The 19,920-nt window shown below is 62.4% G+C and carries 16 protein-coding genes; 9 read left to right on the top strand and 7 right to left on the bottom strand.

The window, feature by feature from the left end; translation table 11 throughout:
• Positions 1–61 precede the first annotated feature (61 nt).
• The 4 genes from pfkA to rpsT all read right to left on the bottom strand — a co-directional run bounded on the left by pfkA (position 62) and on the right by rpsT (position 3,962).
• Entirely contained in the window at positions 62–1,024 is a 963-nt protein-coding gene (pfkA, locus tag ACHFB9_RS03575; protein ID WP_417069610.1) for a 6-phosphofructokinase, read from the bottom strand.
• 97 nt (positions 1,025–1,121) lie between these two features.
• Positions 1,122–2,351, bottom strand: coding sequence for an argininosuccinate synthase (locus ACHFB9_RS03570; protein ID WP_417069609.1), 1,230 nt, complete (start codon positions 2,349–2,351; stop codon positions 1,122–1,124).
• Positions 2,352–2,571: 220 nt separating this feature from the next.
• Entirely contained in the window at positions 2,572–3,501 is a 930-nt protein-coding gene (gene argF / locus ACHFB9_RS03565; RefSeq protein ID WP_417069608.1) for an ornithine carbamoyltransferase, read from the bottom strand.
• Between the two features lie 188 nt (positions 3,502–3,689).
• Positions 3,690–3,962 (bottom strand): 30S ribosomal protein S20, encoded by a 273-nt coding sequence (gene rpsT, locus ACHFB9_RS03560; protein WP_417069607.1) that lies wholly within the window; start codon positions 3,960–3,962, stop codon positions 3,690–3,692.
• Positions 3,963–4,108: 146 nt separating this feature from the next.
• On the opposite strand from rpsT, the gene murJ reads away from it, so the two are divergent.
• Entirely contained in the window at positions 4,109–5,641 is a 1,533-nt protein-coding gene (gene murJ, locus ACHFB9_RS03555) for a murein biosynthesis integral membrane protein MurJ (RefSeq protein WP_417069606.1), read from the top strand.
• Between the two features lie 498 nt (positions 5,642–6,139).
• Here the strand turns inward: murJ and ACHFB9_RS03550 are convergent, their stop codons facing one another.
• Together ACHFB9_RS03550 and ACHFB9_RS03545 are read right to left on the bottom strand one after the other, a co-directional pair.
• On the bottom strand, positions 6,140–7,222 hold the full coding sequence (locus tag ACHFB9_RS03550; protein ID WP_417069605.1) for a porin: 1,083 nt from the start codon (positions 7,220–7,222) through the stop codon (positions 6,140–6,142).
• A 168-nt stretch (positions 7,223–7,390) separates the two neighbouring features.
• Complete coding sequence (locus tag ACHFB9_RS03545) at positions 7,391–9,175, bottom strand: autotransporter assembly complex protein TamA (RefSeq protein WP_417069604.1); 1,785 nt, start codon at positions 9,173–9,175, stop codon at positions 7,391–7,393.
• A 100-nt stretch (positions 9,176–9,275) separates the two neighbouring features.
• Between ACHFB9_RS03545 and ACHFB9_RS03540 the strand changes: the two genes are divergently transcribed.
• Complete coding sequence (locus ACHFB9_RS03540; RefSeq protein ID WP_417069603.1) at positions 9,276–10,532, top strand: D-amino acid dehydrogenase; 1,257 nt, start codon at positions 9,276–9,278, stop codon at positions 10,530–10,532.
• A gap of 95 nt (positions 10,533–10,627) precedes the next feature.
• Here ACHFB9_RS03540 and ffh read toward each other — a convergent pair whose 3' ends face one another.
• Positions 10,628–11,986 carry a signal recognition particle protein gene (gene ffh, locus ACHFB9_RS03535; RefSeq protein WP_417069602.1) on the bottom strand — a complete coding sequence of 453 codons (1,359 nt, stop codon included), beginning with the start codon at positions 11,984–11,986 and terminating at the stop codon, positions 10,628–10,630.
• 47 nt (positions 11,987–12,033) lie between these two features.
• Between ffh and ACHFB9_RS03530 the strand changes: the two genes are divergently transcribed.
• The 7 genes from ACHFB9_RS03530 (at position 12,034) to aspS (ending at position 19,823) form a co-directional block, all read left to right on the top strand.
• Positions 12,034–12,840, top strand: a complete 807-nt coding sequence (locus ACHFB9_RS03530; protein WP_417069601.1) for a cytochrome C assembly family protein — start codon at positions 12,034–12,036, stop codon at positions 12,838–12,840.
• Positions 12,841–12,938: 98 nt separating this feature from the next.
• Positions 12,939–14,654 carry a type IV-A pilus assembly ATPase PilB gene (gene pilB, locus ACHFB9_RS03525; protein WP_417069600.1) on the top strand — a complete coding sequence of 572 codons (1,716 nt, stop codon included), beginning with the start codon at positions 12,939–12,941 and terminating at the stop codon, positions 14,652–14,654.
• A 40-nt stretch (positions 14,655–14,694) separates the two neighbouring features.
• Complete coding sequence (locus ACHFB9_RS03520; protein ID WP_417069599.1) at positions 14,695–15,927, top strand: type II secretion system F family protein; 1,233 nt, start codon at positions 14,695–14,697, stop codon at positions 15,925–15,927.
• 54 nt (positions 15,928–15,981) lie between these two features.
• On the top strand, positions 15,982–16,833 hold the full coding sequence (locus ACHFB9_RS03515; protein ID WP_417069598.1) for a prepilin peptidase: 852 nt from the start codon (positions 15,982–15,984) through the stop codon (positions 16,831–16,833).
• A 101-nt stretch (positions 16,834–16,934) separates the two neighbouring features.
• Entirely contained in the window at positions 16,935–17,174 is a 240-nt protein-coding gene (locus tag ACHFB9_RS03510) for an FmdB family zinc ribbon protein (protein ID WP_417069597.1), read from the top strand.
• A 14-nt stretch (positions 17,175–17,188) separates the two neighbouring features.
• Positions 17,189–17,800, top strand: coding sequence for a DUF502 domain-containing protein (locus tag ACHFB9_RS03505; protein WP_417069596.1), 612 nt, complete (start codon positions 17,189–17,191; stop codon positions 17,798–17,800).
• Positions 17,801–18,038: 238 nt separating this feature from the next.
• Positions 18,039–19,823 (top strand): aspartate--tRNA ligase, encoded by a 1,785-nt coding sequence (gene aspS / locus ACHFB9_RS03500; protein ID WP_417069595.1) that lies wholly within the window; start codon positions 18,039–18,041, stop codon positions 19,821–19,823.
• Positions 19,824–19,920 lie beyond the last annotated feature (97 nt).

Below are 19,920 nucleotides of genomic sequence, written 5' to 3'. Positions count from 1 at the left end.
TTCGAACAAGAAAAAAGGCCACGGATTATAGCCGTGGCCTTTCCCACTCCGTTCAACGCGATCAGAACAGCGTCGAACAGAGCTTGAACATCTCCGTATTGAACGGGCGACGCATGTTTTCGATGCAGTCGATGATGTCGTGGTGGACCAGCTGGTTGTTGAGCAGACCGATGCAGCGGCCGCCCTGACCTTCAATCAACAGCTGAACAGCGAAAGCGCCCATACGGCTGGCGAGAATGCGGTCGCGCCCGGTCGGTGAACCGCCGCGCTGGATGTGGCCCAGAATGGTCGCGCGAGTTTCAAGCTGGGTACGCGTTTCGACTTCCTTGGCCAGCGCATTGACGTCGGTGATGTGCTCGCAGATCACGACCAGCGCGTGGCGCTTGCCACGCTCGATACCCGATTCGATCTGGCTGATCAAGGACTCCTTGTCGAAGCCCTGTTCGGGCACAACGACGAATTCCGCTCCGCCGGCAACCGCGGCCGACAAGGCCAGATCACCACAGTGACGACCCATCACTTCGACGATCGAAATGCGCTTGTGCGACGAGGACGTGTCGCGCAGCCGGTCGACCGCATCGAGGATCACGTTCAGCGCGGTATCGAAACCGATCGTGAAATCGGTTCCGGCGATGTCGTTATCGATCGTTCCGGGCAGGCCGATACAGGGATAGCCCATCTCGGTCAGCTTCTTCGCGCCCATGTAGGAGCCGTCACCGCCGATCACGACCAGAGCCTCGATGCCATGTTCCTTCAGATTCTCGATCGCCTGACGACGAACGGACTCTTCCTTGAACTCGGGAAAGCGCGCCGATCCCAGGAAAGTGCCACCGCGGTTGATGACGTCGGAAACGCTGTAGCGTTCGAGTTTCTTGATGCGGTTCTGGTGCAGCCCGAGATAGCCGTCACGAATACCATAGACTTCTACGTCGTTGGACAAGCCCGCACGCACCACGGCGCGAATCGCCGCGTTCATTCCGGGAGAATCACCACCGCTGGTCAGGACTCCGATTTTCTTGATCATTCTGTGCCTCAATTCATTCAGACTAGGGGAATCTGGACGGCGCTGGCCTGCCATCAAACAAAAGGGCCGCTAGGCGGCCCTTTGCTGAAAACCTGGTTCAGGCACCACGCTTGTGGCGTGCATTCTCCGCTATTCGCAAGCGCAAAGCATTGAGCTTGATGAAACCTCCTGCATCGGCCTGATTGTAGGCGCCGCCATCGTCATCGAAAGTCGCGATGGTCTGATCGAACAAGGTGTCCTTCGAATCGCGCGCCACGACCACGACGCTCCCCTTGTAGAGCTTGACCTTGACCCAGCCGTTGACCTTCGCCTGGGTGTGGTCGATCAGGGTCTGCAGCGCAACGCGCTCGGGCGCCCACCAGAAACCGTTGTAGACCAGGCTCGCGTAACGCGGCATCAGGTCGTCCTTCAGATGGGCGACTTCCCGATCCAGCGTGATCGATTCGATGCCGCGGTGGGCCTTCAACAGGATCGTGCCCCCCGGAGTTTCGTAGCAGCCGCGCGACTTCATGCCGACAAAGCGGTTCTCGACCAGATCCAGGCGACCGACGCCGTGCTTGCCGCCCAATTCGTTCAGCCGGGTCAGCACCGCCGCCGGCGACAGGCGTTCGCCATTGATCGCGACGACATCGCCGCGCTCGAACTCGAGCTCGACGTATTCCGGTGCATCGGGCGCCGCTTCCGGCGACACGGTCCAGCGCCACATCGATTCCTCGGCTTCGTTCTTCGGGTCTTCGAGGTGGCGACCTTCGTAGGAGATGTGCAGCAGGTTGGCATCCATCGAGTAGGGCGCGCCACCGGTCTTGTGCTTCATCTCGACCGGGATGCCGTTCGCTTCAGCGTAGGCGAGCAGCTTCTCGCGCGAGAGCAAATCCCATTCGCGCCACGGAGCGATGACCTTGACGTTCGGCATCAGCGCATAGGCGCCGAGTTCGAAGCGGACCTGGTCGTTGCCCTTGCCGGTCGCACCGTGCGAGATCGCTTCGGCTCCGGTCGAACGGGCGATCTCGACCAGACGCTTGGCGATCAGCGGCCGGGCGATCGAGGTGCCGAGCAGGTACTCACCCTCATAGAGCGCGTTGCAGCGGAACATCGGAAAGACGAAATCGCGAACAAACTCCTCGCGCAGATCCTCGATGAAGATGTTTTCGGGCTTGATACCGAACTTCAGCGCCTTCGCGCGTGCGGGTTCCAGCTCTTCACCCTGACCGAGGTCGGCAGTGAAGGTCACGACCTCGCACTGATAGGTATCCTGAAGCCACTTCAGGATCACCGACGTGTCCAGACCTCCGGAGTAAGCCAGAACCACTTTCTTCACATCACTCATTTCTATCCTCGATGTTCGACGCTGCGCCTACCTGGGTCTCAAGGCGAGCATTCAAGCCGGGAAGGTCACTGCTGGCGCTGAGCGAACCGGGCACGCGAGCAGGATCTGGCGCAGCTTCCGCCGGCGTTCGGAAGCCAATTTTGCGAATTCTATTCCGTTTAGGCGAGAGCGGCATCCGCATCGGTGCGACAAACGTGCCCGCAGCGAACGCCGGAGCCACTCACTTCGAATCGATACGGCCACAGACCAGGTATTCGAGCAGGGCTTTCTGGGCATGCAGGCGGTTCTCCGCCTCCTCCCAGACCACACTGTGCGGGCCGTCGATCACTTCGGCGGTCACCTCCTCGCCACGGTGCGCAGGCAGGCAGTGCATGAACAGAGCCCCCTTATCGGCCACGCGCATCATCTCGGCATCGACCTGAAAATCGGCGAAATCGCGCATCCGGGCTTCGTTCTCAGCCTCGAAACCCATCGAGGTCCAGACATCGGTCGTGATGATGTCGGCGCCACGCGCCGCCTCCATCGGATCGGCGAACTGCTCGAAGTGCGCACTCCCCTTTTTCAGATTGGCCTTGGCCGGTTCGACCTCATAGCCCTTGGGCGAGCTGACGTTGACCTTGAAATCGAGCAGCTCGGCGGCCTGAAGCCAGGTGTTGCACATGTTGTTCGTGTCGCCAATCCAGGTCACCGTCTTGCCAGCAATCGAACCGCGCCGCTCTATCCATGTGTAGATGTCGGTCAGGATCTGGCAGGGGTGATACTCGTTGGTCAGCCCGTTGATGACCGGAACCCGGGAGTTGGCCGCGAAGCGTTCGATGATGCTCTGCTCGAAGGTGCGGATCATCACGACGTCAGACATCCGCGACATGACCTGGGCCGCGTCTTCGACCGGCTCACCTCGCCCGAGCTGGGAATCGCGGGTATTCAGATAGATCGCCGCGCCGCCGAGCTGGAACATGCCCGCCTCGAAGGAGAGCCGGGTCCGGGTGCTGGCTTTCTCGAAGATCATCACCAAGGTGCGATCGAAGAGCGGGTGGTAAGGCTCGTAACGCTTGAACTTGCCCTTGATCCAGCTCGCCCGCTCAAAAAGATATTCGAACTCTTCGCGAGTGAAATCGTTGAACTGCAGAAAGTGTTTCGGCGCGGTCATGATCATAGCGGTGGCCACAGGCCCAGAGATCGGACGCAGAAACTGCGCCCTGAATAGACGGGCGCGAGAGCTGTTCAGCCTCGCGGACTAAAAGCGGATTTTACGGCAGCATGAATGAAGACACACGCATCGCGCACAAACAAAAACAGCTTCCCGAAGGAAGCTGTTCTGATTCACCCCGAGAAAACTCAGGCAGCGACGCCGAGAGCCTTGATCGCTGCGGAAAGACGCGATTTATGGCGGGCAGCCTTGTTCTTGTGAATGATCTTCTTGTCGGCGATCGAGTCGATCACGCTGACCGATTGCTGAAACACCTGTTGTGCAGCAGCCTTGTCGCCAGCTTCCACTGCCTTGCGCACAGCCTTGATCGCAGTGCGCAGGCGGGAACGCAGGCTGGCGTTGTGTGCACGCGCATCGAGCGCCTGACGCGCACGCTTGCGAGCTTGTACCGTGTTGGCCATTTGGAACGTCCAGTCCGTATTCGTACAGAAAGTTGGCGATTCTAATCACTCTGACGCAACAAAGCAAGTCCAGCCACCCTCCCGTCGTTTGCCGGCAGGGCGGGCGCCCGATATGATTCCGCCTCCCCTTCTGAACCCCCATCCCCGTGAACCTGCTCAAGGCGCTCGCCACCATCAGCGGCATGACGCTGCTCTCCCGCATTCTCGGCTTCGTCCGCGACTTCGTGATCGCCCGCTCCTTCGGCGCAGGAATGGCGACCGACGCCTTCTTCGTCGCCTTCCGTCTCCCCAACCTGCTGCGCCGCCTGTTTGCTGAAGGCGCTTTCTCCCAGGCCTTCGTCCCGATTCTGTCCGAATACAAGAACCGGCGCAGCGTTGAGGAAACCCGAGCACTGGTCGATCACGTCGCAACCTTTCTGGGTCTTGCGGTTGCCCTCGTCGCCCTCATCGGAATCATCTTCTCGCCAGCCGTGATCCTCGCGACCGCCCCCGGCTTTTCGGACAACGCCGACAAGTTCGCGCTGACCGTCGCTCTGACCCGAATCACCTTTCCCTACATTTTCTTCATGGCCCTGGTCGCGCTGGCCGGAGGAATCCTGAACAGCTGGAGCCGCTTCTCGGTTCCCGCCTTCACGCCCGTGCTGCTGAACCTCAGCTTCATCGTCATGGCGCTGTTCGCCGCCCCCTACTTCCACCCCCCCGTCCTGGCACTCGCCTGGGCGGTGTTCATCGGCGGAGTGCTGCAGCTGGCGCTGCAGATTCCGTCGCTGAAGAAGATCGGCATGCTTCCGCGCCCGCGCCTGAACACCCGCGACCCCGGCGTGCGCCGCATCCTCAAACTGATGGGGCCCGCCACTCTAGGCGTATCGGTCGCCCAGATCAGCCTGCTGATCAACACGATCTTCGCGTCCTTCCTGCCCACAGGCAGCGTCTCCTGGCTCTATTACGCCGATCGCCTGATGGAGTTCCCGTCCGGCCTGCTCGGCGCCGCGCTGGGCACGATTTTGCTACCCAGCCTGTCCCGGCTGCATGCTGAGGACAAGCCCGCCGAATTCTCGGCCCTGCTCGACTGGGGGCTGCGCCTCGCACTGCTGCTGAGCCTGCCCGCCGTGCTCGGCATCGCAATCCTCGCCGTTCCTCTGGTCACGACGCTGTTCCACCACGGCGCTTTCGACGCAAACTCTGTCGCCCAGACCCGCAACGCGCTCGTCGCCTACTCGGTCGGGCTGACAGGCATCATCCTGGTCAAGATCCTCGCCCCGGCTTTCTATTCGCGCCAGGACATCCGGACTCCGGTCAAGATCGCACTGATCACGCTGCTGGCGACCCAGGCGATGAATCTCGCTTTCATCGTCCCGTTCCGCCACGCCGGCCTCGCGCTGTCCATCGGGCTCGCCGCCAGCCTGAACAGCCTGCTGCTGTTCTACGGCCTGCGCCGCCGCGGCATATTCCAGCCTCAACCGGGCTGGCGCGTCTTCGCTCTGCGCACAGCAGGGGCTCTGAGCGCGATGGGGCTTGTGCTGTGGTTCGGAATGGGGACGGAGGCGAGCTGGCTGAGCCTGCACGGCATCCACCGCGTCCTGCGCCTGGCCCTGCTCGTCTGCGGGGGGGGCGCGGTCTATTTCGCCGCGCTGTTCGCGCTGGGTTTCCGCCTGCGCGACTTCCGCCGCACCGCATAGCTCCTGCAGGGTTTCGAGGAGCACAGCTCCGAGCTGCAGGAGCCGGTCGGCTGTGCAAAGCCGACCGCAGCGCTCAATAGATTCATGTGAGCACTGCTTCAGCCGCTGGAACCGGCTGGCAGTGCAAAGCCAGCCGCTGCACTAACTGAGCCTTGCGAGGAGCACCGCTCCGAGCTGCAGGAGCCGGTCGGCTGTGCAAAGCCGACCGCAGCGCTCAATAGATTCATGTGAGCACTGCTTCAGCCGCTGGAACCGGCTGGCAGTGCAAAGCCAGCCGCTGCACTGGTCAAGCTTTTCGCGGAGCACGGCTCCGCACGGCAGGCGCCGGTCGGCCGTGCGGAGCCGTGCGCAGCGCTGACCGCGGTTTTCGCGAAACACCGCCTCACGCCATCCGGGCCGGTTCGGCGCACAAACCAAAGCCTTGACATCGCATTTCAGGGAGGGTCAGCGAACACAAAAAAGGGCGCCGAAGCGCCCTTTTTACTGGAACAGCGTCGATCAGAAGCGGTGACGCAGACCCAGGTTCAGGCCGCGGCGATAGCCCAGACCGTTGTTCGAACCGTCGCCGACCGTGTAGGCGTACTTGGTCGAATCGGTCACCTTCGCAGCAGCCGCATCGACGCCATCGCTGGTCACTTCTTGAGCGTAGGCGACATAGATGTCGGTGCGCTTCGAGAACGCATAGGCGCCACCCAGAGCGTACTGGGCGACCTTTTCGTTCAGACCGTTCTTGTCCTTCGAATAGTTGAACGAGACAAGTCCGGTCAGGTTGCCGTAAGGAACCTTGGCGCCGACCAGGAAGCGATCCCACTTCTTGTCTTCGCCATTGACCTGGCTGGTGCCATCCTGAACGCGAGCGTAGGCGAGGCTCAGAGTCGCAACATCCAGATCGAGGCTACCCATCACGTCGAAGTACTGCTTCTTGTGCTCGGCGTTCTTGATCTTGTCCTGGGTGTAACCGGCAAAGACGGTGCTCTTGCCGAAGCTGTACTTCGGGAAAATCGAGAAGTAGCGGTCGTCGCCGGTGTTCGCCAGCGCTTCGTCGCTTCCGACGGCCTTGTTGGTCGAATAGATCGTATCGACCGCGAAGCCCTTCGCGAAGACCGGAGTGCTGATCGTCACCGCGTTGCTGGCACGCGCATCGATGTGCTTGAAGACGTTGCTGCTCTGACCAACCATGCCCAGGCCAAACGGATCGACGATGGAGTAGTTGTTGTAGATCGGGGTCAGCTGACGACCGACGGCCAACTTGTAGCCCTGGGTATCCAGGCCCACCAGGGTCTGCCGGCTCCAGGCCAGGCCATCCTTGCTCGCACCGGTATCACCGTTGATGCCGCCTTCGATCACGAAGAAGGCCTTGACGCCCGGTTCGATCTGTTCAAATCCGCGAACACCGATGCGGGAACCGTTGGCGATACCGGAGTCGATGGACTTGCGACCGGAAACGCTGGCATTGTAATTATCCCAACGAGCCGAGTAGCCAGCATCGAGCAGGCCGTACAGGGTCACCGAAGTATCGGCAGCAAAAACAGGGGCGGTCAGCAGGCCGCTGATCACGGCCGCCATCAATTTCTTTTGCATCAAAATCTCCTTGTGGTCGGTCTCTACAGCGCCGCATTATTGCCCCGCAGCGCCGCCTCTATGAACCGAGGACAGCGAATTCTGACAAAAGCGCGTTACGGTTTTGTTTCATTTACAACAGTCTGTAGGGTTGACGCAAACGCAATGCCAAACCGATCACGGATGCCGTTACAGGATCAGGCTCAGCGTGAAGTGAAGCCGCAAGCGCCTGTCCGAATGCCCGTAGGCTAGATCCAGACCCAGGGGGCCGGCCGGGCTTCTCCAGCGCCCCCCCATCCCGTACCCGAGTTTGAGCGTGTTATCGCGCCAGCGATCGGCGGCGTTGCCCGCATCGAGGAAGAACGCCGGCCCCCAGTTTCCGCCCGCCCACCAGATGTACTCGGCGCTCGTGACCAGCAGGGTTCGGCCACCGACGACCGCGCTGCCCTGTCTCACGCCCAGGCTCTGGTAGTCGTAACCGCGAACCGACTGGGATCCTCCGGTCCGGAACAAAAAGTCCTGGGGAATACCGTCGCGCGAAGGCGCCAGCGTATAGCCGCCCTCCCCCCGCAGCAGGAAAGTCCCGCTTCGGCCTGCGGGCTGGTAGTACTGCGCTCTCGCATACAGCCTCAGGAAGTTCTGATCGGACATCAGGTTCCGAGCTCCGCCTCCGATCTGAAAGCCGGTTGCCGCGCCTTCACGGGGGTCGGCCGGGTTGTCGGTCGTGCGCAGATCGACGCCAAAATTGAGCGTCAGTGCTTCGCTGGTCTGGGCCTGGGCGCCAGTCGCTTCGGTCGTTTCATGCTGATAGTTCAGACTGGTGCGCGTCTCCATGCGCTGCAGCGTGCGCGAGCGGACCACTCCGGTCGAATAGCGCCGGGTACGCAGGTCGGAGATATCCTCGTTCAGGACCCCCAGACCAAAGCTGTCGCGAAAACCGCTTGACCGCTGGGGAAGAAAGAAATCGGAGAAAGCCGATTGGCGTTTCTGCTCGAGGCGCAGCGAACTGTTCAACTCCAGGGCCTGAGCAAAAATGTTCGCATTGCGATAGTTGGCTTCGCTGCGCAACCCAGTGTTGGAACTGTAGCCCAAGCCCAGACCGAAACGTTTGGGCAAAGCCTCCTCGATCGTGACCCGCACCGGCGCTGCGGCCGCCTTGGCCGGATCCCGGTCGATCTCGACAATCGCACCGCTGAAATAGCTGGTGCCCTGCAACGCGCTCTGCAACCGGAGAAGACGTTCATAGTCGTAGGCTTCTCCGACCCTCAGCGGACTGTAGCGCTCGACCAGCGCCCGCGAGTAGAGAGACAGGCCACGGATGTCGAGCTCGCCGAGCACGAAAGCCGGCCCGGAATCGATCTTCACGCGCAGCCTGGCCTGGGCCGACACGGGGTCGACATCGGCAACGGACTCGACGATCCTGGCCGCCGCGAAATCGCGGCTGGAGACTTCGGTCAGGAGCTGACTCTTGGCGGCGGCCCAGTCGGCCTGGCGAAACGCAGCTCCCGGCGCAAGAAGCCACGAACGGCGCAAACTCTCGCGGCGTTCGGCATAGGCCTCCGCCTCGCCGGCCAGAACGCCCGAGAACTCAAGCTGAACTTCGCGAACCACCGCCCGGACTCCGGGAGAAACTTTGACCCAGGCGCTGCCGTCCTCATTGACCTTCGACTCGATCTGCGGCGAGAAATAACCCTCGGTTTCAAGCAAGGGAGGGATTTCGCGGCGCAGACGACGCAGCCTTGCCCGCCGGTCATCCTGATCGCTCGTCACTTCTCCGGGCGGCACCTCCTCATCCTCGCCGCGGCCCTTTTCTCCATCGAAATCCAGGTGGCGAGCAAGCAAGGCCCTGACGCTGTCAGGGGCATCGAGTTCGATCCTTGAAGCCAGAGCGACCGAAGGCCACAGCCCTGTCGCGGCGAGGACGAAGACACAGAAGCGGCATGACGGGAAATAGCGGAAGACAGTGGCAATCATGACGCGATTGTAGAGCCTGCCACCCCGGTCTCCGCCACACCGAATCACATCGTCGCCAGCACGGGGATAAAATACCTCCCCCTGCACTTCGAAACAAACCATGCGGATCCTCATCATTGGCGCAGGCCTGGAAGGCAGCTGTGCGGCCTGGTATCTGGCTCGCGCCGGCCACCAGATCACCCTGATCGAGCGCCGGGAAGGCCCGGCACTGGAGACCAGCCATGCGAATGGAGGCCAGATCTCGGTCAGCCACCCCGAACCCTGGGCCAACCCGCGTGCTCCAGGCCAGATCCTGCGCTGGCTGGGCAGGGAAGATGCCCCGCTGCTCTTCCGCCTACCCGCCGAGTGGGCGCGCTGGCGCTGGGGGATGGCCTTCCTGCGCGAATGCACGCCGTGGCGCACCCGCCACAACACCGAGGCGATCGCCAGACTGGCGGCTTTCAGCCTCCAGCAGCTCAAGGCGCTCAGAGCCGAGACCGGCATCGACTATGACCTTGAGCAGCGCGGCATCCTGCACCTCTTTTTCGACGCAGCCGAACAGAGCCGGGGACCGGAACGCGCAGCCCAGCTCAAGCGCTGCGGTCTGCGCGCCGATGCGGTAAGCCGCGAGCGCTGCATCGAACTCGAACCCGCGCTCGCCGGATGCATGGACAAGCTGCAGGGGGGCTTGTATGGCATCGACGACGAGTCGGGCGACGCGTGCCGCTTCGCTGAGGCGCTGAACGACCGGCTCGCCGTGCAGGGCGTCGAACACCTTTATTCGACCGAAGTACTCGGAATCGAAGCGTCCAAGGGTCGCTTCAAAGGGCTGCACATCCTCGACAAAGAGGGACGCAGTGGCTTTCTCGGCGCCGACGCCTGCGTTCTGGCCGCCGGCCCGTGGAGCACGCCGCTCGCCGCGACCGCGGGCATCCGCCTGCCGATCTATCCGGTCAAGGGCTATTCGGTGACGCTTCCGGTCATCGACGCCGCGCGCGCGCCGCATGTGAGCCTGACCGACGAGACCCGCCGCATCGTCTGCTCGCGGCTGGGCGACCGACTGCGCATCGCCGGCACGGCGGAGCTCAATGGCTATGACCAGGGGCCCAATCCCGCACGCACCCGTGCACTGCTCGACTGGGTCGAAAAACACCTGCCGGGCGCCAGCGACACATCCCGCGCCGAGCTGTGGAACGGGCTGCGCCCGACGACACCGGACAACATCCCGCTGATCGGACAGAGCCGCGTGGAAGGCCTGTGGCTCAACACCGGTCATGGCACGCTGGGCTGGACGCTCGCCTGCGGCTCCGCCTGCGCACTGGCTTCGCTGATCGACGGCAAAGAAACAGGCCTGGCCGCCTTCCCCTTCCTCCGCTAGCCGATCGCGGACAAACCGCCGCGGATCGCCGCAGATTCCGCCCGAGACTCCGGGCGCATCCGCTCGATCCGCGCAATGAGCGGCAGAGTCCCGGCTCAGCGCCCCATGCCGGGCATCATGCCCTTCATGCCCCGCATCATCTTCGCGAGGCCGCCCTTGGAGAACTGCTTCATCACTTTCTGCGTCTGCTCGAACTGGTTGAGCAGGCGGTTGACTTCCTGAACCTGGACCCCCGCTCCTGTCGCGATCCGCCGCTTGCGGCTGGCCTTGATCAGCTCGGGTTTCGCGCGCTCGAGCGGCGTCATCGAGTTGATGATGCCTTCGATTCGCCCAATCGCCTTCTCCTCGGCGCCGCCCTGAAGCTGGGAAGCAGCCTGCGCGAACTGGGCCGGCATCTTGTCCATCAGCGAAGACAGCCCGCCCATCTTGCGCATCTGGACGATCTGCTCCTTGAAGTCGTTCAGGTCGAAGCCCTTGCCGCTCTTGAGCTTCTGCGCAAACGCTTTGGCCTTCTCTTCGTCGACGGCGACGCGCGCGTCCTCGACCAGGGACAGGATGTCGCCCATGCCGAGGATACGGCTGGCCATCCGCTCGGGAAAGAATTCGTCGAGCCCCGTGAGCTTCTCGCCGACACCGGTGAACTTGATCGGCTTGCCGGTCACATGGCGGACCGAAAGCGCCGCGCCACCACGCGCATCGCCATCGAGCTTGGTCAGCACGATGCCGGTCAGCGGCAGCGCTTCATTGAAAGCCCGCGCGGTATTGACCGCGTCCTGACCCAGCATCGCATCGACGACAAACAGGGTTTCGACCGGCTTCACGGCTGCGTGAAGCGCCTGGATCTCCGCCATCATCGCTTCGTCGATCGCCAGCCGACCGGCCGTATCGACGAGCAGCACGTCGAAGTAGTGGCGACGGGCGTAATCGATCGCCGCAGTCGCGATGTCGACCGGTTTCTGATCCGGTGTCGAAGGGAAGAACTCTGCCCCGACCTGGGCCGTCACCGCCTTGAGCTGGTCGATCGCGGCCGGGCGATAGACGTCGCAGGAGACCGTCAGCACTTTCTTTTTCTGCTTATCGATCAGCAGCTTGGCGAGCTTGCCGACCGTCGTCGTCTTGCCCGCCCCCTGCAGACCGGCCATCAGGATGATCGCCGGAGGTTGGGTCGCCAGATCGAGGCCCGCCTGCTCCCCGCCCATCAAAGCGGTCAGTTCGCAATGGACGACTCCGACCAGAGCCTGACCCGGAGTCAGCGAACCGATCACTTCCTGGCCGACCGCCTTCTCGCGGACCCGGGAAATGAACTCCTTGATGACCGGCAAGGCGACGTCCGCCTCGAGCAGCGCGAGGCGTACTTCGCGCAGCATCTCGGCGATGTTGTCTTCGGTGAGGCGCGCCTGGCCTCGCATCGTCTTGACGACGCGGGCAAGCCTTTGAGTCAGATTGTCGAGCATGTCGGTCCTTCCATGCGCGGCGCATGGCGGTCAGGTAAACTGCGAAAATGCGTGCGATTCTACTGCATCTCGTTCCCGCGGCGATCTACCTTGCCCTCGCCCTGTCCTGGCGCCTGCGCCCAGCGGCCCGGTCGGGTGCGCTACTGCGCACGGTTCTGCCCTTCGCACTGTTGCTGCACGGGGCGGGCCTCACCCTGGCCTTGGTGGCGGACGGAGCGGCTCCCCGCTTTGGTTTTTCGCTGGCCTTTTCGCTGAGCCTGTGGCTCGCGCTGAGTTTTTACTGGGTCGAGAGTTTCTTCGCGCGAATAGAGGGTCTTCAAGCGCTGGCCTTGCCGCTCGCAGCGCTCGGCGCGCTGCTGCCCCTGATCTTCCCGCCCCTGCAGCCGCTCGCCAATGCGGGGTCCAGGGTGTTCCAGCTGCACCTTCTGGTCGCAATGCTCGCCTACAGCCTGCTGACGCTGGCCGCACTGCACGCGCTGATGATGGTGGCCGTTCAGCGCCAGCTGCACCGCGCCCAGCCGTCGAAGATCCTCGCCGCGCTGCCCCCTCTGCTGACCCTGGAAAGTCTGCTCTTCCGGCTCATCGAAGCGGGTTTTCTGCTGCTGACTTTGACCGTCGGGTCGGGCATCTTCTTCTCCGAAGAGATCTTCGGGAAAGCGATGGTCTTCTCGCACAAAACCGTCTTCGCGCTTGCCGCCTGGCTCACTTTTGCGGTTCTGCTCGCCGGTCGCCGGATCCGCGGCTGGCGCGGCAAGAAAGCGCTGCGCCTGGCTCTGGCCGGCTTCGTCTTCCTGCTTCTCGCCTACGTCGGCACCCGCTTCGTACTCGAAGTGCTTCTCGGTCGCTCCGGCTGAACCCGAATCAGCGATGAAAGCCAAGCCTTGCCTGGCTTTACAAGCGCTTTGGCGCTAGCGCATGATCCGCTTCTGATTCCAAATCGAATATTTTTCTCATGGTCGCCAATCCTCAACAGATTCCGCTCAGTGGCCTCGCCCGCGCGCTGATCCAGAATCAACGCATCAGCGAACAGCAAGCCCTCGAACTGACCGAAAAGGCCAAGTCCGCCGACCTGCCGTTCGCCGCCGCGCTGACTCAAAACGGCGCGATGAAGGCACGGGATCTGGCGCGCTTCTGCGCCGAGATGTTCGGCTTTCCGATGCTGGACCTGGCCGCCTTCGACGAGAGCCAGATTCCCCGCGATGCGATCGACAAGAAGGTGGTCAGCTCCCACCTGATCGTGCCGCTGGCCCGCAAAGAGAAAAAGATCACGGTCGGACTGGCTGATCCGACCAATCTGCGTGCCCTCGACGAAATCCGCTTTCAAACCGGGCTGGCGGTCGAACCGGTAATCGTCGAAATCGACAAGCTGCTGTCCCTGACCAAAAAGCTCGGCGAAAGCACCAGTGATGCGCTGAACAATCTGACCGGAAACATCGACGAGGAGCTCGGCGAAGTCGCGGGCGTCGAAACAGCCAGCGAGGACGAGAACACCAGCGACGTCGATGACGCGCCGGTCGTCCGCTTCATCCAGAAGATGCTCGTCGACGCGATCAACGAAGGCGCTTCCGACATCCACTTCGAGCCCTACGAGAAGTACTACCGGATCCGCTTCCGCACCGACGGCATCCTGCGCGAGATTTCCCAGCCACCTCTGGCCCTGAGGGAGAAGATCGCGGCGCGGATCAAGGTGATCTCCCGGCTGGACATCTCGGAGAAGCGGGTTCCTCAGGATGGCCGGATGAAGCTGAAGCTGTCGGCGACCAAGGCGATCGATTTCCGGGTCAGCACGCTGCCAACCCTGCACGGCGAGAAGATCGTGATGCGTATCCTGGACCCGAGCTCGGCAACGCTGGGCATCGAGGCACTGGGCTATGAGCCGGAACAGCAGGCGGCACTGCTTGAAGCGGTCGAACGCCCTTACGGCATGGTTCTGGTCACCGGCCCGACCGGCTCGGGCAAGACCGTCTCGCTCTACACCTGCCTGAACATCCTGAACAAGGCCGGGGTCAATATTTCGACCGCCGAGGATCCGGCCGAAATCAACCTGCCCGGCATCAACCAGGTCAACGTCAATGAAAAGGCGGGCCTGACCTTTTCGGCCGCACTCAAATCCTTCCTCCGCCAAGATCCGGATGTGATCATGGTCGGCGAAATCCGCGACCTGGAGACCGCCGAAATCGCGATCAAAGCGGCCCAGACCGGTCACATGGTGCTCTCGACGCTGCACACGAACGATGCACCGACGACGCTGGAGCGGCTCAAGAACATGGGGGTCGCGCCCTTCAACATCGCCTCCAGCGTCATCATGATCACCGCCCAGCGCCTCGCCCGACGCCTGTGCACCTGCAAAAAACCGGTCGATATCCCGATCGAGGCGCTGATCTCGGCGGGCTTCACCGACGAGGATCTCGACGGCAGCTGGCAGCCTTACGGCCCGGTCGGCTGCGACCGCTGCAAGGGTTCAGGCTACAAGGGGCGGGTCGGCATTTATCAAGTAATGCCTATCGGCGAGGAAATTGCTCATATAATAATGACAAACGGGAATTCCCTCGATATCGCGGCGGAAGCTCAGCGCCAGGGCATCAAGGATCTGCGGCAGTCCGGTCTGCGGAAAGTCAAACAGGGAGTCACGTCGCTAGCCGAAGTGCTGGCATGCACCAACGATTGAGTTGTCGCAACATCCAACCGCAGCACAGGACAACAGGCAGATGGCCACAGCGCGCAGAACGATAAAAAAACCCGCCTCCAGCGAAGAGACCGTCTTCACCTGGGAAGGCAAGGACAAGAACGGCAAGCTGATCCGGGGCGAAATGCGCGCCGGCAGCGCCTCCCTGGTTCAGGCGACCTTGCGGCGTCAAGGCGTCCACGTCCTCAAGGTCAAGAAGCGCAGCTTTGGCAAGGGGGGCAAGGTCACCGACAAGGACATCTCGCTCTTCACGCGCCAGCTCTCGACGATGCTCAAGTCCGGCGTTCCCTTGCTCCAGGCCTTCGATATCGCGATCAAGGGCTCGTCCAAGCCGGCGATGGCCCGCCTGCTCAACGACATCCGCACCGATGTCGAGTCGGGCAGCGGCCTCGCGGCGGCCTTCCGCAAGCATCCGGTCCAGTTCGATGCGCTGTACTCGAACCTGGTCGGGGCCGGTGAGCAGTCCGGTGCGCTCGACGCACTGCTCGACCGGCTGGCGACCTACAAGGAAAAAATTCTCGCGATCAAGAGCAAGATCAAGGGGGCTCTTTTTTATCCGGTCGCGGTCGTCTCGGTCGCCTTTGGCGTCGTCGCGGTGATGATGCTGTTCGTGATCCCGCAGTTCAAATCGGTGTTCACGAGCTTTGGCGCGGAACTGCCCGCACCAACCCTGTTCGTGATGGGGATGTCGGACCTCTTCCTCGCCTACTGGTGGGCGATCTTCGGCGTGATCATCGGCACGATTGTCGGCTTGAGTTATGCATACAAGCGATCCCCACAGATGCAGTTCACGATGGACCGCCTGATCCTGCAGTTCCCGGTGATCGGCGACATCATGCGCAAGTCGGCGATCGCGCGCTGGACGCGAACCCTGTCCACGATGTTCGCCGCCGGCGTGCCCCTGGTCGAAGCGCTCGATTCGGTCGGCGGAGCCGCCGGTAACCGGGTCTATCAACTCGCGACGAAACAGATCCAGAACGAAGTGAGCACCGGCACCAATCTGACGATCTCGATGCAGAACGCTAACGTTTTCCCGATGATGGTTCTGCAGATGGTGTCGATCGGTGAAGAGTCCGGCCAGCTCGACTCGATGCTGGGCAAGGTCGCCGATTTCTTCGAGCGGGAAGTTGACGATTCGGTCGAAGCACTCTCTCAGCTGCTCGAACCCTTGATCATCGTCTTCCTCGGCACGATCATCGGCGGCCTCGTCGTCGCGATGTATCTGCCGATCTTCAAACTCGGGCAGGTCGTCTGAGCTCTTCTCTCTCCACCCAAAGGGCGCGCTTGCGCCCTTTTTGCGTCTCCTGCCATGACTGAACTCCTGACCCAGCCCCTGCTCTTCGTCGTCGCCTCCAGCCTGCTCGGGCTGTGCATCGGCAGCTTCCTGAATGTCGTGATTCACCGCCTGCCCAAGATCATGGAACTCGAATGGCAGGCCCAGGCCGCCGAGATCCGCGGCGAAGCGGCGCCCGAGCACGAGGCGATCAGCCTCTCCCGCCCCCGCTCGCGCTGCCCGCACTGTGGCAGCCCAATTGCAAGCTGGCAGAACATCCCGCTGATCTCCTATCTCGCGCTGCGCGGCCGCTGCGCCCATTGCAAGGCGCCGATCAGCATTCGCTACCCGATCGTCGAACTCGCCGGAGGGATCCTGGCCGGCTATTCGGCCTGGCACTTCGGCCCCGGAATCCAGGCCGGAGCCGCAATGGTCTTCTGCTGGGCGATGCTGGCCCTGACCTTCATCGATCTGGACACCCAACTGCTGCCCGACACGATCACCCAGCCCCTGCTGTGGCTGGGTCTGCTGCTGAACCTGTCGGCGAACTTCACGGATCTGCCTTCGGCGATCATCGGTGCGACCGCCGGATATCTCGCTCTGTGGACCGTGTATTGGGTTTTCAAACTGGCGACCGGCAAGGAAGGCATGGGTTTTGGCGACTTCAAGCTGCTCGCCGCGATCGGCGGATGGTTGGGCTGGAAGTTGCTGCCCTTCGTGGTCCTCGCCTCGTCGGCGATCGGCGCGCTGGTCGGCATCGCACTGATCCTCTTCGCCCGCCACGGACGCAACACCCCCATCCCCTTCGGCCCCTACCTCGCCGGAGCGGGAATCGCCGCGCTGTTCTGGGGACAGACCCTGACCGAAGCCTATCTTTCGGGCTTCTAAGCCCTTGATTTTTCGTCGGCTGAGCCACATCTGCATGGGCAGAGGCGGGGCTAGCCGCCGCAATGCGTTAGACTTCGATCCTGGTTTTGGAGGAATCAAGCATGCCGATCTATGAATACCACTGTAGCGAGTGCGGCTTTCAGAAGGATGTCCTGCAGAAAGTGTCCGATACCCCACTGAGCTCCTGCCCGTCCTGCGGCAAGAAGGCTTTCCACAAGGCGTTGACCGCCGCCGGCTTCCAGCTCAAGGGAAGCGGCTGGTACGAAACCGACTTCAAGAGTCCGAAACCCAAGAGCGAAGCGCCCGCGCACGCCTGCGGCGGCCACTGTTCCTGCCACTGAGCCCTCTTGCCCGCATGAAGAAATACTTCATCACCGGCCTTCTGGTCTGGGTTCCGCTGACGATCACGGTCTGGGTGCTCCAGCTGATCGTAGGGACTCTGGATCAGTCTCTGCTGCTGCTGCCCGAACCCTGGCGGCCCGAGAAACTGATCGGTTTCTCGATCCCCGGAATCGGCGCAATCATCACGCTGCTCGTCGTGCTGCTGACCGGAATCGTCGCGGCAAACTATTTCGGTCTGCGCCTGCTGCGCCTCTGGGAAAAGCTGCTCACGCAGATCCCTTTCGTCAAATCGATCTACCTGAGCGTCAAGCAGGTTTCAGACACGCTCTTCGCTCCGAACGGACAGGCTTTCCGCAAAGCCATCCTGGTGCAATATCCCCACCCGGGCAGCTGGACGATCGCATTCCAGACCGGCGTTCCGAGTCAGGAAGTCGCCGCCCACCTCGAAGGCGAGCACATCAGCGTCTATGTCCCGACGACGCCAAATCCGACTTCAGGCTTTTTCCTGATGATGTCCAGGTCTTCGGTCGTCGAACTCGAGATGAGCGTCGATGAAGCGCTCAAATACATCATTTCAATGGGCGTCGTCGTTCCAGAAAAACCCGCCCCGGTGATCAAGCGTTGACCGGACGCGTCCATTCTGGACAATGGCAAGCCATGATTTCTTCCCGCGCGCTCAGCATCCTGATTCCCGAGACCTTATCGCCCCCTGACGGTCGATCGGGCGATCTCGCCGGAAGAACTTCAGCTCTTCGAAATCAGACGGGCTGAGCGCCAGGCGAGCGCTCAGCCCTGAGCGGACACCGCCCCACGCAAACACACGGCCCTGGCCGTAACCTAATCCAAGCAATCCGGAGTCTTTGATGCGTACCTGTTACAGCGGTCTGGTCAGCACCGCTCACCTTGACCAAGTCGTCACCCTGACCGGCTGGGCCCACCGCCGCCGCGACCACGGCGGAGTCATCTTCATCGACCTGCGCGACCGCGAAGGCCTCGTGCAGATCGTCTGCGACCCCGACCGTGCCGAGACCTTCAAGACCGCCGAATCGGTCCGCAACGAGTTCTGCCTGAAAGTGGTCGGTAAGGTTCGCCGTCGCCCCGAAGGCACGATCAATCCCGACCTCGTCTCGGGCGAAGTCGAAGTGCTGTGCCACGAGCTCGAAGTGCTGAACGCCTCGGTCACGCCGCCCTTCCCGCTCGACGACGAAAACCTGTCCGAAACCGTGCGTCTGACCAACCGCGTGATCGATCTGCGCCGCCCCTACATGCAGAAGATCATGCAGCTGCGCTACCGCACCGCGCGGGCCTTCCGCCGCTTCCTCGACGATCACGGCTTCATCGACATCGAGACGCCGATGCTGACCAAGAGCACACCGGAAGGCGCACGCGACTATCTGGTCCCGAGCCGCGTCCATGACGGTCAGTTCTTCGCCCTGCCCCAGTCGCCCCAGCTCTTCAAGCAGATGCTGATGGTTGCCGGCTTTGACCGCTACTACCAGCTGACCAAGTGCTTCCGCGATGAAGATCTGCGCGCCGACCGCCAGCCCGAGTTCACCCAGGTCGATATCGAAACCTCCTTCCTCGACGAAACCGAGATCACCGCGATCACGGAAGATCTTTTCCGTCATGTGTTCAAGGAAGCTGCCGGCATCGAGCTGCCCAATCCCTTCCCGCGCATCACCTACGCCGATGCGATGGCGAAGTACGGTTCGGACAAACCCGATCTGCGCGTGACTCTGGAGCTGACCGAGCTGACCGACATCATGAAGACGGTCGAATTCAAGGTCTTCGCCGGCGTCGCGAACAGCGAAGGGGGTCGGGTCGCCGGTCTGAAAGTGCCGGGTGGCGCTTCGCTGACCCGCGGCGAAATCGACGCCTATACGCAGTTCGTCGCGATCTACGGCGCCAAGGGCCTCGCCTACATCAAGGTCAATGAGGTCGCGAAGGGCCGCGAAGGCCTGCAGTCCCCGATCGTCAAGAACCTGTCTGACGAAGTGCTCCAGGCGATCATCGCCCGCACCGGCGCCACCGACGGCGACCTGATCTTCTTCGGCGCCGACAAGGCCCGCATCGTCAATGACGCGCTGGGCGCACTGCGCGTCAAGGTCGGTCACGACAAGGGCCATCTCGACGGTCGCGCCTGGGCTCCGGCCTGGATCGTCGATTTCCCGATGTTCGAGTACGACGAGGACGAGAAGCGCTGGAACGCCTGCCACCACCCCTTCACGAGCCCCAAGGACGAGCACGTCGATCTGCTTGCGACCGATCCGGGCAAATGCCTCGCCAAGGCCTATGACCTGGCGCTGAACGGCTACGAAGTCGGCGGCGGTTCGATCCGCATCCACCGCGAAGAAGTGCAGAAGAAGGTCTTCGCCGCGATCGGCCTGTCGAATGAAGAGGCCGAGCTCAAGTTCGGCTTCCTGCTCGATGCGCTCAAGTACGGTGCGCCTCCGCACGGCGGCCTCGCTTTCGGTCTGGACCGCGTCGTGATGCTGCTGGCGGGCACCGACTCGATCCGCGACGTGATCGCCTTCCCGAAGACCCAGCGCGCCCAGTGCCTGCTGACCCAGGCGCCCAGCCCCGTCGACGAGAAGCAGCTGCGCGAGCTGCACATCAAACTGCGCAACACCGCCGCCAAGGAAGCGTAAGCCTCGCTCCCCGGGAAAAAGCCGCCTCCGGGCGGCTTTTTTCTGGACTGCCGAGTCAAGCCCCGGTCCGTCCGGCCGTTATTGCAGAAGACACCCA

This window comes from Niveibacterium terrae (genome assembly GCF_048213115.1).
GTDB classification, from domain to species: Bacteria; Pseudomonadota; Gammaproteobacteria; order Burkholderiales; family Rhodocyclaceae; genus Niveibacterium; species Niveibacterium terrae.
The sequence above is the reverse complement of the archived record's forward strand: the minus strand, read 5'-3'. Positions and strand labels throughout refer to the sequence as shown.